We start from the raw sequence: 13,123 nt of genomic DNA, 5'->3' as shown, positions 1-13,123 counted from the left end.
TGCCGTGAAAAATGATAAACTACGAGGAAAACATTGAAGTAAAAGGTGCTAGGGTCCATAACCTTAAAAACATTGATGTCACCATTCCAAGGGAAAAACTGGTAGTTATTACCGGGCTTTCGGGCAGTGGTAAATCCTCGCTCGCATTCGACACTATTTATGCGGAAGGACAACGACGATATATTGAGACCTTTTCTGCTTACGCCAGGCAATTTTTAGGGGGATTGGAACGTCCGGATGTAGATAAAATCGATGGCCTTTCACCCGTTATTGCAATAGAACAAAAAACCACATCAAAATCACCTCGCTCCACGGTAGGCACCATAACCGAAATTTACGACTTTTTACGACTGTTATTCGCTAGGGCCGCAGACGCCTATAGTTACAATACCGGAAAAAAAATGGTAAGCTATAGTGACGAGCAGATTAAAGATTTGATTAAATCCGCATATTCCGGTAAAAAAGTAAATATTCTGGCTCCGATCATTAAATCTAGAAAGGGGCATTACAGGGAGCTTTTCGAGCAAATTGCCAAACAAGGTTTTGTAAAAGTACGTGTCGATGGAGAAATAAAGGACATTACCAAGGGCATGAAGGTAGATCGATATAAGACCCACGACATAGAAACCGTTATTGATCGTCTGCTTATAAACGATACCGAAGATTTAGACAAGCGTTTGGCAGAATCTATAAACACGGCAATGTATGGAGGTGATAACGTTTTAATGGTACTGGAAGAAGGACAGGAAGAACCCCGTTATTTTAGTAGGGACTTAATGTGCCCTACCACCGGAATATCCTATCCTAAACCCGAACCCAATACCTTTTCCTTTAACTCCCCAAAAGGAATGTGTAAAAACTGTAATGGTTTAGGGCATGTACATGAGGTTAATGAAAAGAAGATATTGCCTAATCAAAAACTATCCATTAAGGCCGGTGGAATTGCACCCTTGGGCGAATACAAAAAGTCTTGGGCCTTTAAACAGATAGAAACTATTGCCCAACGGTATAATTTTGAGCTTACCGACCCTATTGCCAACATCCCTTCAGATGCTTTGAACATTATACTACACGGGGGCGTAGAACAGTTTGAGGTTGACTCCAAAACTTTGGGGGTACGCAGGGCCTATAAAATTGATTATGAAGGTATTTCCAATTTTATAAAAAGTCAGTTCGAACAGTCGGACTCCACATCCATAAAAAGATGGGCCAAGGAATATATGGATAAAATTACCTGCCCTAGCTGTGGAGGTTCCCGATTAAGAAAAGAATCGCTTTATTTTAAATTCGACGAAAAGAATATCGCTGAACTTTCTAGCATGGACATTGCGGAATTGGCAGACTTTTTCAATGGTCTCGATAATAAACTAGATGGGAGTCAGCAAATAATAGCGGAGGAAATCATCAAAGAAATAAAGACCCGAATCCGTTTTCTATTGGACGTGGGGTTAGACTATTTGTCCCTGAACAGAAGTTCCAAATCCTTATCTGGCGGCGAAGCGCAGCGCATTCGTTTGGCAACCCAAATAGGTTCCCAACTTGTGGGCGTACTTTATATATTGGACGAACCTAGTATTGGACTGCACCAAAGAGACAATGAGCGCTTAATCCATTCCCTAAAATCCCTTAGGGATATAGGCAACTCGGTTATCGTAGTTGAACACGATAGAGATATGATAGAACATGCCGATCATGTCATAGATATAGGGCCAAAAGCTGGCAGGCATGGAGGAGAGATTATTTCTCAGGGAAAGCCCGTGGATCTTAAAAAGCACCACACGCTTACAGCCGATTATATTACAGGGGTCAAAGAAATATCCGTACCCAAAACCAGAAGAAAAGGGACAGGAAAAAGCATTGCCCTCACCAACTGCACGGGAAACAATTTAAAAAATGTAAGTGTTAAATTTCCTTTGGGTAAAATGATAGGCGTAACAGGGGTATCGGGAAGTGGCAAATCTACCCTTATAAACGAGACCCTTTACCCTATTCTTAATGCATATTATTTTAACGGTGTTAAAAAACCCATGCCCTATAAAAGCATCAAAGGCCTAGAACATATAGACAAGGTAATTGACATCAATCAATCTCCCATAGGGAGAACCCCAAGGTCTAACCCCGCAACATATACTGGCGTATTTGGGGAGATTCGTTCTTTGTTTGCCAAAACACCCGAAGCTGCCATACGCGGTTATAAACCCGGTAGGTTTAGTTTCAATGTTACCGGTGGAAGGTGCGAAACCTGCCAAGGAGGCGGATTGAAGGTTATTGAAATGAATTTTTTGCCAGACGTTTATGTAGAATGCGAAACATGCAATGGAAAGCGTTTCAATAGGGAAACCTTGGAAATTAGATATAAAGGGCAATCTATTTCGGATGTTTTGGAAATGACCATTAACGAGGCTGTCGATTTTTTTGAAAAAATCCCAAAAATACACCGCAAGCTAAAGACAATACAAGATGTGGGACTGGGTTATATTTCCTTGGGGCAGCAATCCACTACTCTATCCGGTGGTGAAGCCCAACGAATAAAACTGGCTACAGAACTATCGAAACGCGATACCGGCAATACTTTTTATATCTTGGACGAGCCAACAACAGGACTACATTTTGAAGATATCCGTGTTTTAATGGAAGTTTTGAATAAATTGGCGGACAAAGGAAATACCGTACTCGTTATAGAACATAATATGGACGTAATTAAAATGGTAGATCATATTATCGATATAGGATACGAAGGCGGACGTGCGGGCGGCATGATAGTTGCAGAGGGAACACCGGAGCAAGTGGCCAAGGACAAAAAAAGTTATACCGCCAGATTTTTGGAAAGAGAATTAAAACTTAATTGATTTAAAAGACGCAACCCCTGGCCCATAATTACATTTAATGGATAGCAGGGAGGTCTCAACATTGAATTCGTAAAGAAATGAGAAAAGAACAACACCCCAAAGGTTGGAACGAGATTAAGACCAACGATTCGTGGGCCATTTTTAAGATTATGGGCGAATTTGTGACAGGTTTTGAAAAAATGAGCGCCATAGGACCTTGCGTTTCCATCTTTGGTTCTGCCCGTACTAAAGAAAACGATAAGTACTATACTTTAGCCATGGATATAGCAAAAAGCGTTTCCGAAGCTGGATATGGTATAATCACAGGAGGTGGGCCAGGAATAATGGAAGCAGGTAATAAAGGGGCACACTTGGCCGGAGGTACTTCGGTAGGCCTTAACATAGAACTACCGTTTGAACAGCATGACAACCCCTATATCGACAACGATAAAAGTCTCGATTTTGATTACTTCTTTGTAAGAAAAGTGATGTTTGTAAAGTATTCGCAAGGATTTGTTGTAATGCCGGGCGGTTTTGGAACATTGGACGAGCTTTTTGAAGCAATTACACTAATACAAACCAATAAAATAGGAAAATTTCCGATTATATTGGTAGGGTCCGATTTTTGGAAAGGACTTATTGATTGGATAAAAAGCACGATGCTAAAGGCAGGTAATGTAAGTCCTACCGATATGGATCTTATAAAAATAGTGGACACGGGCGCGGAAGTTGTAGAAATAATCGACGCCTTTTACAAAGGAAATATCCTTAGTCCTAACTTTTAATTTGAAAATGCCCCAAAAACATAACAGCGCAAAACGTATTGTGGCCCTTATTGGTTTTATGCTGGTTCTTTTTGGCCAACAAAAAACCTATGCCCAACATACCAATGAGATTAGGGCTACTTTAAAGGAAGAAACTAGGGTGATAAATGTTCGGCAAAAATTCACCTATGTAAATACCTCCCCAGATACCCTTAATGTACTCTATTTTAATGATTGGGCACATGCCTATTCTGATAAGAACACGGCATTGGCCAAGCGGTTTGGCGAAGAATTTAATAAAAGTCTGCACCTGGCAAAAGATAAGGAACGAGGTTCCACAACCATCATTAGTGTTGTAGATGCCAATTATCAGGGTCTTTACTGGGAACGTACTGCTGGGAAAGATATCATAAAATTTAACCTGAAACAACCGTTGGCCCCAGGTGCCTCTACCCAGATGTTTATTACCTATGACGTAAAACTGCCTCCAAACAAGTTTACCCCCTATGGCTATGGAAGGGGAAATACTTTTTATCTCAAAGATTGGTATCTAACCCCGGTCGTATACGATAAGGAATGGCTTTTGTATTCCAATACCAATTTAGAGGATCTTTATACAGACCCTACCGATACGGATATATATTTGATATACCCACCAAAGCTCCTTTTAAGCTCCAATTTTAAAAAGCAGAACAATACCCAATTTCCGGGAGGACAACAAATAAGATTAAGAGCCAAGCAGCAAAAAAGTTGTGAGGTAATATTGACCCCAATAGAAAAGTTTACAAAGCACGTTACAAAATACCTGTCCGTGATTACGGATATTGAAAGTGCCAGGTACGATGAGATATCAAAAGGAATATCTATCGAAAGAGTGTCCAAGTTTATCCATAACAACTTAGGGGAATATCCGCATGGCGACCTTCTGGTGAGCACTATTGATTACAATAAAAGCCCGCTTTACGGTATAAACCAGCTCCCATCCTTTATAAGACCCTATGAAGAACAATTTCAGTTCGAAATGAAATTTCTTAAGACAGCCCTAAATAGCTTTCTAAAGGAAACCATGTACTTAAACCCAAGAAAAGAACAATGGGTAAAGGATGCTTTGCTCAACTACCTAATGATCAGTTATGTAGATACTTACTATCCAAAACAAAAGCTACTTGGAAAACTGTCCAATCTTTGGGGAGTGCGCGGATTTCATTTGGCAAAAATGGATTTTAATGAGCAATATCCCTTGCTTTATATGATTTCAGCCAGGCGAAATGCAGATCAGTCGCTAACTACCCGTAATGATTCTCTCATTAAATTCAATCAAAAGATAGCAAACAGTTACAAAGCCGGTCTAGGGCTTGCTTATTTGGCAGATTATATAGGTAAGGAAAATGTGGACAATAGCATTAAGACGTTTTACAATGATTTTAAATTAAAACCTGTGAAGCCTAGTAATCTTCAGACCATTTTGGAAGCGTCTACGGACAAGGACGTGGAATGGTTCTTTGATGAATACGTTTCAACAAGTGATCAGATCGATTTTAAAATTCGAAAAATAATAAAGTACGAAGATTCTATAACCTTTACCATAAAAAACAAACAGGGAACCAACGTGCCCATATCGTTATTTGGCTTAAAAAAGGATTCCGTAGTATCAAAATATTGGTTCTCCGATGTGGCGGACGAGAAATCGTTTACCATATCAAGGGACGGAGCAGACAGGTTGGTATTGAATTACGATCAAAAAATACCAGAGTTTAACCAGAGGGACAACTGGAAAACCCTAAACGGTTTTTTCTCCAGTAACAAAAAATTGAAATTCCAGTTTTTTAAGGATGCGGAAGACCCCTATTACAATCAGGTGTTTTATGTCCCGGTAGTTAATTTCAATGTGTACGATGGTGTAACCCCAGGTCTCCGGTTTACCAACAAGTCTTTATTGCAGCGCCCTTTCATATTCGATTTCTCCCCAACCTACTCCTTCAATGAAAAATCTTTGGTAGGTTTTGGTAAGTTTAGCTATCAAAAATATCATAACAAAACTGGACTGTTTGTTTCTAATTACGCGCTTCGTGCTTCTACCTTTCACTTTCAGACCAATTCGCGCTACAGTACAATTACTCCATCCATTAGTTTTGGATGGCGACCCGAAAATAGAATCTCCAACAAACGCGAGTTCCTTTCCTTTAGGCATGTAAATGTTTTTAGGACCATCGATGAAAGTTTGGATGACTTGGAAACAGATCCCGATTACAGCGTCTTTAACGCCCGGTATACCAATATTAACAACAATATCATAAACTTTTCCTCTTGGTTTGTGGATGCCCAACATTCTAACAATTTCACCAAACTGGCCTTTAATTGGGAGTATCGGAAACTTTTTGATAACAATAGACAGTTTAATCTACGATTTTTTGCCGGCAAATTTTTAAGGAACAAGTCCGACTCCGATTTTTTTAGTTTTGCCTTGGACCGTCCTACGGATTATTTGTTTGATTATAATTATTTGGGCAGATCGGAAGATTCGGGAATTTACAGTCAGCAAATCATTATTGCCGAAGGTGGGTTTAAATCACAGTTGCAAAACCCTTTCGCCGACGACTGGATGTTTACCACAAATGCCAGTTTCAATGTCTGGCGCTGGATAGAACTTTATGGCGATGTAGGTTTTATGAAAAACAAAGGGCAGCGGCAGCGTTTTGTTTATGATTCTGGGGTGCGATTAAATTTGGTAACCGATTATTTTGAGCTCTACTTCCCTGTACATTCCAATAATGGTTGGGAAATCTCGCAAAACAATTACGAAGAGAAAATCCGGTTTGTGGTAACCCTAAGCCCCAAAACCTTGATTCGGCTGTTTACCAGAAAATGGTTTTAGTATATTGAAATATTCGTAATATTTAGACCTTAATTTGTGTTATCTTTAACAATCCTCTATTAAAATGGATTATTTTTAATGAATTGTTAGGATTTTATACCTCCGATTGATTGCAAAAATCATTCTATTTTGATATTTTTGTGCAAAATCCACCACTTTTAAATGAAGGTTAAACTCCAAACAAGCGATGACATTTCCTTTGAAGATTTCAGGACTCAAATTCTGAAAGACTACAGAACGGCCGTCACCAGTAGGGAATGTAGTTTGTTGGGGAGAAGGGAAGTGCTTACAGGTAAGGCAAAATTTGGAATTTTTGGGGATGGTAAAGAACTTCCCCAATTGGCCATGGCCCGCTCCTTCCAAAACGGGGATTTCCGCAGCGGATACTATAGGGACCAAACATTTATGATGGCTTTGGATCTCTTCAAACCAAAAGACTTTTTTCACGGTCTTTACGCTACTACCGATATGGAAAAAGAACCCATGAGTGCTGGTAGGCAAATGGGTGGTCATTTCGTGACCCATAGTCTTAACGAAGATGGTAGTTGGAGAAACTTAACCAAACAAAAGAACAGCAGCGCTGATATTTCGCCTACAGCGGCCCAGATGCCCAGACTGTTAGGTCTGGCCCAAGCATCAAAGATTTATAGGCATGTAGAAGGCTTGGATAGCGCTAACTTTTCAAACAAAGGTAATGAGGTAGCTTGGGGAACCATAGGCAACGCAAGTACCAGTGAAGGTCTCTTTTTTGAGACCATTAATGCCGCCGGAGTTTTACAAGTGCCCATGGTAATTAGTATTTGGGATGATGACTACGGCATATCCGTACCGGCAGAACATCATACCACCAAAGAAAACATCTCGGAAATTTTAAAAGGTTTTCAGCGAAGTGAAGAAAAGGCCGGCTACGAAATTCTAAAAGTTAAAGGATGGGATTATACCGCCCTTATACACACTTTTGAAAATGCCTCCGATATTGCCCGCGAAGAGCACGTACCCGTACTTATCCACGTAATAGAACTTACGCAGCCCCAAGGGCATTCTACTTCTGGGTCGCACGAAAGGTATAAGAGCGAAGAACGTTTGGAGTGGGAAAAAGAAAACGACTGCAACAAACGGTTCCGGGAATGGATTTTGGAAAAAGGCATTGCTACCGAAGAAGAATTAAAAACATTGGAGCTTACAATTAAGCGCGAGGTAAGAACCGCTAAAAAAGAGGCTTGGGCAGAATTTCTGGCCCCTCATAAAGAAACAAAAAAAACATTGATAGGATTATTGGAAAACGTGGCCAATACCAGTCCAAATAAAGTCTTCATCAATAAAATAAAGAACGATCTAATAGCTATAGAGGAGCCTATTAAAAGAGATCTGGCATCGCTTTCCAGAAAAGCGCTCCGCTATCTTTTAGGCGAAAACACAGCAGAAAAAGTAGCTTTGTCCCACTGGATATCCACTTTCTTGGATAAGACACAACCGCTGTATAGTTCGCACCTCTACAGTGAACTGGTTACCAAAGCCACTAATGTACAGGCAATAGCTCCTGTTTATGACCACAACACGGAAAATGTAGATGGAAGAATAATTCTTAGGGATAATTTTGATAAACTGTTTGGCAACTATCCCGAAGCCCTGGTCTTTGGGGAAGATAGTGGTGCTATAGGTGATGTAAACCAAGGACTTGAAGGCCTTCAGAAGAAATACGGGAAACTACGGGTCGCGGACACCGGAATACGCGAAGCTACCATTGTAGGGCAAGGCATAGGATTGGCGTTGCGCGGTTTACGCCCTATTGCGGAAATTCAATATCTGGATTATTTGTTATATGCCATTCAGACCCTTAGCGATGATTTGGCAACATTGTTATATAGAACGGTAGGCAAACAAAAGGCACCTTTAATCATTAGAACCCGTGGGCATCGCCTAGAAGGCATATGGCACTCCGGCTCCCCTATGAGTGGGTTAATCCATTTACTTAGGGGAATTTATATCTTGGTACCTAGGGATATGACCCGGGCTGCCGGTTTTTATAATACCTTGCTAAAAAGTGATGAACCTGCGTTGGTCATAGAAAGCCTCAACGGGTATCGGTTAAAAGAACCCCTACCCTCCAACTTGGGAGAACTTTGCACCCCCATAGGTGTGGTAGAGACCATAAAAGAAGGTACGGATATTACTTTGCTCTCTTATGGCTCTACACTACGGATAGTTACCCAAGTGGCAAAAGAGCTCAAAGAAGTAGGAATAGATGCGGAAGTAATAGATGCGCAAAGTCTGCTTCCTTTTGATATTAATCAAGATGTATTAAAAAGCGTTAAGAAAACCAATCGATTGTTGGTAATAGACGAGGATACACCCGGCGGGTGTTCCGCTTACCTAATTCAGGAAATTGTTGAAAAGCAAGGGGCATACAAGTATCTGGATAGCGCTCCACAAACGCTAACGGCAAAGGCACATAGACCGGCCTACGCCACAGACGGGGACTATTTTTCCAAGCCCAATGCAGAAGATATTTTTGAAAAGGTCTACGAAATAATGCACGAGGCCAACCCAATGGATTATCCGGCCTTAAGATAGGGCAAGGACCTAACAGCCATTCCACAACCCCATACCATTGTTGGTCTTTTTAGGTTTCCACTAGTATAGTGCCACTATTGCCAAAAAAGGTGCGCTGCTGGTTACTAAAGTATCTTGAAAAACGAGGTCGAAAAACTGATTATTCTCTAAAAAATTAACCAGCTTTAGAGAAAAAATATATATTTTTACCCGCGTTCAAATCTTTATAAATGAAAAATAGTCTAAAAAACGACCTTGGCCTTGCCTTATTGCGAATTGCATCTTCGGCTATGTTACTTACCCATGGTATCCCAAAGTTTCAAAAACTTCTTAGCGGTGATTTTGAATTTGCAGATCCATTGGGTTTTGGGGCGGCACCAACTCTTTTTCTTGCCGTAATAGGTGAATTTATTTGTCCTATTTTACTGATCATAGGATATAAGACCAGGTGGGCGGCCATTCCACCCGCTATAGTTATGGCCGTAGCCGTATTAACCGTGCATGGAGCTGATCCTTTTAATGTTAAGGAAAAAGCCCTGCTTTTCTTAACCTTTTTTGTGGCAATAGCCTTGTTAGGGCCAGGTAAATTTAGCCTGGATAGAAAATAGATTTAGATAATCTTTACCAAAAGCTCTTTTAGAAGATCTCCATGAGATATATTGGTGGCCCCTACCCCCTTACCTTTTAGGTCTAACTCGCGTAGGTGAGAAATAATCTGGCTTACCTTTTTCATGGGATAATTTTTTGCCGCAATCTTATATTCCCCCACAAAATATGGGCTAACACCCAATACGCTCGCCACGTTTCTGGGAGAATGGTCGCTAAGACCATGATAGTTAAGTAATTGTGTGAAGAAATTGTGCAGCAATGTTACGGTCACCACCAAAGGATTGTCTTTGGGGTTTTGAGCAAAATAGGTGATGATCCTAGTCGCTTTTGTAATATTTCGTTCCCCAATTGCCTTTTTTAGTTCAAAATTATTATAATCCTTACTTATTCCAATGTTCTCTTCTATAGCTTCGGCCGTAATCCCCGTTTCTTTTGGAATTACAAGTTGTAATTTTTCCAGTTCATTATTGATTTTGCTTAAATCTGTACCCAAAAACTCTACCAACAGCATACAAGCCTTTGGATCTATACGACGCCCTTTCCCATGTAAAACTTTCCTTATCCATTCAGAAACCTGATTTTCATAGAGTTTTTTACTTTCAAAAAGCACCCCATGTTTTTGGATGGACTTATAAAGCCGTTTTCGTTTATCTAGTTTGTTATACTTATAGCACAGCACCAGCACGGTAGAATCCAAAGGTTTCTCCACATAACTGCTAAGGGCGTCAATAGTTCTAGACAAGTGCTGGGCTTCCTTTACCACTACCACTTGTTTTTCGGCCATCATTGGGTAGCGTTTGGCATTGCTAACAATATCATCAACACTTACTTCTTTCCCGTACATGACCATTTGATTGAAACCACGTTCTTCTTCCGCTAGAACGTTGTTTTCTATAAATTCCGATATCTTGTCTATATAGTAGGGCTCGTCGCCCATTAGGAAATAAACAGGACTTATATTCCCGTCACGGATATTGGCAACGATCTGTTTTACTTCATCCATCCAAAAAAAATCATCAAATTTGTACTATGCAGCCACTTAACTTTCCTTCTTATGACTTCCGGTTCAAAAATAACGAAAATAAAATCCACATTTTTGATGCCATACGCAAAAAATTTGTCGTGCTACAACCCGAGGAATGGGTACGTCAGCATGTAGTTCGGTATCTGGTAGTTAATAAAAAATATCCACTGGGACATATTAACGTAGAGAAACAATTAAAAGTTAACAACCTTCGGAAAAGATATGATGTTGTAGTTTATAATACGGATGGTAGCATTGAGATTTTGGTGGAATGTAAATCGCCTAAAGTAAAAATTACCCAGACTACATTTGATCAGATCGCCAACTACAATATGCAATTAAAGGCCAATTACCTTATGGTGACCAATGGTTTCGATCATTTTTATTGCAAAATTGACCATGAGCAAGAAAAATATCAGTTTTTGGAGCATATTCCTGATTTTAGCCGTTAATTTGCTACCGTTTTGAAAATTGCCATAGTCATACTTAATTGGAACGGAGCAGCACTGCTCGAAAAATACCTCCCATCGGTTACCCAGTATTCATCGGAGGAAGATGTTTATGTAGTGGACAATGCCTCAACGGACGGTTCCATCACTTTTTTGGAAAAGTACTACCCAGCAATAAGGATTATAAAAAATACTACCAATGGTGGCTTCGCCAAAGGATATAATGACGGCCTTAAGCATATCGATGCCGATATTTATTGCCTTCTTAATTCAGATGTGGAAGTAACGGAAAACTGGTTGGTACCTATTAAAAAAGCTTTTGCCCAACTCCAGGAAGCTTCCATAATACAGCCCAAGATCCTAGATCTTAAACAAAAGGAATATTTTGAATACGCGGGTGCAGCCGGTGGATTTATAGACCAACTTGGATATCCTTTCTGTAGGGGCCGTATTTTTCAGGCCTTGGAAAAAGACAGGGGCCAGTATAATGATATCCGTGAAATTTTCTGGGCAACGGGTGCATGCATGTTTATCCGAAGTAATGTCTTTAAGCACTTGAATGGGTTTGATGAGGACTACTTTGCCCACCAAGAAGAAGTAGATCTATGTTGGAGGGCAAAAAATGAAGGACATAAGGTGTATTATGTGGGTACTTCCGAGGTATATCACCTAGGGGGCTCTACCCTTAGTAATATGGATCCAAAAAAGACCTATCTCAATTTTCGCAATTCGCTTTACTCCATAACCAAGAACCTACCCAGAAGAAAAGCTTTTGTAATTATCTGGCTTCGTCTTTTATTGGATGGTGTAGCCGCCATACGTTTTATCTTTCAGTTCAAAATAAATCATTGTATTGCCATTTTAAGAGCGCATCTTAGTTTTTACAGGCATTTTAGAAGTATGTACAAGAAAAGGGAAAAAGCTAATTTTATACTAAAGTACTATGCAACAAAGTCCATAGTATGGTCCCATTTCGTACATCAAGTAAAGAAATTTAACATTTTAGTAAAAGATTAACTAATTTGCAATATCGTAACCTTGCATTTTATCTAATTTTGAAATCGAATCACAAACTATTAATTCTAGTTACATTATTATGAAAAAAATCATCTTAGGCTGTTTAGGGGTAACCTTGTTGTTATCTTCTTGTGTGTCACAAAAAAAATATGCCGATTTAGAGTCAAAGCAGAAAGAAACGCAGGATTTATTAAATTCTGCTACGGTTAAGTTGAACGACTGTTTGTCCGAGAAGGCCACTGCGTCTTCGAGATTGAAAACTTTGGAGGACCAAAATGCCTTCTTAAAGGCCAACAACCAGGAGTTGATTAACAACATGGGGAACTTAACGACCCTTACTACCAAAGGCGCAGAGAATTTGGAAAAATCTTTGGAAAGCCTTCAAGAAAAAGACCTTACCATTAGAAAGTTGCAAAACGCAATCACCAGAAGAGACTCCGTTAACCTATCATTGGTTCAGAGTTTAAAAGGTGTTCTTGGCAACTTGGACGATGAAGACATAGAAATCAGTGTTGAAAAAGGTGTGGTATTCGTTTCTATCTCGGACAAATTATTGTTCAGTAGTGGAAGTTACAACATTACAAGCAGGGCTAAAGAAGTTTTAGGAAAAGTGGCCAAGGTTGTGAACAACAAACCAGATTTCGAATTTATGGTAGAAGGGCATACGGATGATGTTCCTTACAGAAGCGGTGTTCTTTTGGATAACTGGGACCTAAGTACAAAACGTGCAACGGCTGTGGTACGTATACTCCAAAATGATTATGGAGTAGATCCCAAGCGTATGACCGCAGCGGGTAGAGCGGAGTATGTTCCGGTTTCTGATACTGAAAAATCCAAAAATAGAAGAACCCGTATCGTTGTTCTTCCAAAGATCGATCAGTTCTATAGCATGATCGAAGAAGGAATGAAAGATCCTGCAATAAACTAGCAATACACGGTTACATATATAGAGACCACGGTTTTAAACCGTGGTCTTTTTTTTACCATCAATTCAGTTTCATGCA

The 13,123-nt window shown here is 39.9% G+C and carries 9 protein-coding genes; 8 read left to right on the top strand and 1 reads right to left on the bottom strand.

The window, feature by feature from the left end; all coding sequences use genetic code 11:
* Positions 1 to 11: 11 nt before the first annotated feature.
* From uvrA to ACEQ81_RS09305, 5 genes are all read left to right on the top strand, one after another.
* On the top strand, positions 12 to 2,849 hold the full coding sequence (uvrA, locus tag ACEQ81_RS09325) for an excinuclease ABC subunit UvrA (RefSeq protein ID WP_411030612.1): 2,838 nt from the start codon (positions 12 to 14) through the stop codon (positions 2,847 to 2,849).
* Positions 2,850 to 2,926: 77 nt separating this feature from the next.
* Positions 2,927 to 3,613, top strand: a complete 687-nt coding sequence (locus ACEQ81_RS09320) for a TIGR00730 family Rossman fold protein (RefSeq protein WP_411030611.1) — start codon at positions 2,927 to 2,929, stop codon at positions 3,611 to 3,613.
* Between the two features lie 7 nt (positions 3,614 to 3,620).
* On the top strand, positions 3,621 to 6,467 hold the full coding sequence (locus tag ACEQ81_RS09315; RefSeq protein ID WP_411030610.1) for a metalloprotease: 2,847 nt from the start codon (positions 3,621 to 3,623) through the stop codon (positions 6,465 to 6,467).
* Between the two features lie 162 nt (positions 6,468 to 6,629).
* Entirely contained in the window at positions 6,630 to 9,041 is a 2,412-nt protein-coding gene (locus ACEQ81_RS09310) for a thiamine pyrophosphate-dependent enzyme (RefSeq protein WP_411030609.1), read from the top strand.
* A 209-nt stretch (positions 9,042 to 9,250) separates the two neighbouring features.
* On the top strand, positions 9,251 to 9,628 hold the full coding sequence (locus tag ACEQ81_RS09305; RefSeq protein ID WP_411030608.1) for a DoxX family protein: 378 nt from the start codon (positions 9,251 to 9,253) through the stop codon (positions 9,626 to 9,628).
* A 2-nt stretch (positions 9,629 to 9,630) separates the two neighbouring features.
* Here ACEQ81_RS09305 and holA read toward each other — a convergent pair whose 3' ends face one another.
* Positions 9,631 to 10,632, bottom strand: a complete 1,002-nt coding sequence (gene holA, locus ACEQ81_RS09300; protein WP_411030607.1) for a DNA polymerase III subunit delta — start codon at positions 10,630 to 10,632, stop codon at positions 9,631 to 9,633.
* A 26-nt stretch (positions 10,633 to 10,658) separates the two neighbouring features.
* On the opposite strand from holA, the gene ACEQ81_RS09295 reads away from it, so the two are divergent.
* The 3 genes from ACEQ81_RS09295 to ACEQ81_RS09285 all read left to right on the top strand — a co-directional run bounded on the left by ACEQ81_RS09295 (position 10,659) and on the right by ACEQ81_RS09285 (position 13,047).
* Complete coding sequence (locus tag ACEQ81_RS09295) at positions 10,659 to 11,105, top strand: type I restriction enzyme HsdR N-terminal domain-containing protein (RefSeq protein ID WP_411030606.1); 447 nt, start codon at positions 10,659 to 10,661, stop codon at positions 11,103 to 11,105.
* A gap of 12 nt (positions 11,106 to 11,117) precedes the next feature.
* On the top strand, positions 11,118 to 12,119 hold the full coding sequence (locus ACEQ81_RS09290; RefSeq protein WP_411030605.1) for a glycosyltransferase family 2 protein: 1,002 nt from the start codon (positions 11,118 to 11,120) through the stop codon (positions 12,117 to 12,119).
* Positions 12,120 to 12,198: 79 nt separating this feature from the next.
* The gene (locus ACEQ81_RS09285) at positions 12,199 to 13,047 is read left to right on the top strand and encodes a flagellar motor protein MotB (protein ID WP_411030604.1); all 849 of its coding nucleotides are present in this window, start codon (positions 12,199 to 12,201) and stop codon (positions 13,045 to 13,047) included.
* Positions 13,048 to 13,123: the final 76 nt, after the last annotated feature.

The organism is Spongiimicrobium sp. 3-5, from assembly GCF_046557915.1.
In the GTDB taxonomy this organism is placed as follows: Bacteria; Bacteroidota; Bacteroidia; order Flavobacteriales; family Flavobacteriaceae; genus JBHEBG01.
The sequence above is the reverse complement of the archived record's forward strand: the minus strand, read 5'-3'. Positions and strand labels throughout refer to the sequence as shown.

Excerpts from the sequence above, each read along its gene's own strand:
- ACEQ81_RS09295 (WP_411030606.1), top strand. The coding sequence starts at position 10,659 with ATGCAGCCACTTAACTTTCCTTCTTATGACTTCCGGTTCAAAAATAAC.
- holA (WP_411030607.1), bottom strand. The coding sequence starts at position 10,632 with ATGGATGAAGTAAAACAGATCGTTGCCAATATCCGTGACGGGAATATA.
- uvrA (WP_411030612.1), top strand. The coding sequence starts at position 12 with ATGATAAACTACGAGGAAAACATTGAAGTAAAAGGTGCTAGGGTCCAT.
- ACEQ81_RS09305 (WP_411030608.1), top strand. The coding sequence starts at position 9,251 with ATGAAAAATAGTCTAAAAAACGACCTTGGCCTTGCCTTATTGCGAATT.
- ACEQ81_RS09315 (WP_411030610.1), top strand. The coding sequence starts at position 3,621 with ATGCCCCAAAAACATAACAGCGCAAAACGTATTGTGGCCCTTATTGGT.
- ACEQ81_RS09310 (WP_411030609.1), top strand. The coding sequence starts at position 6,630 with ATGAAGGTTAAACTCCAAACAAGCGATGACATTTCCTTTGAAGATTTC.
- ACEQ81_RS09320 (WP_411030611.1), top strand. The coding sequence starts at position 2,927 with ATGAGAAAAGAACAACACCCCAAAGGTTGGAACGAGATTAAGACCAAC.
- ACEQ81_RS09285 (WP_411030604.1), top strand. The coding sequence starts at position 12,199 with ATGAAAAAAATCATCTTAGGCTGTTTAGGGGTAACCTTGTTGTTATCT.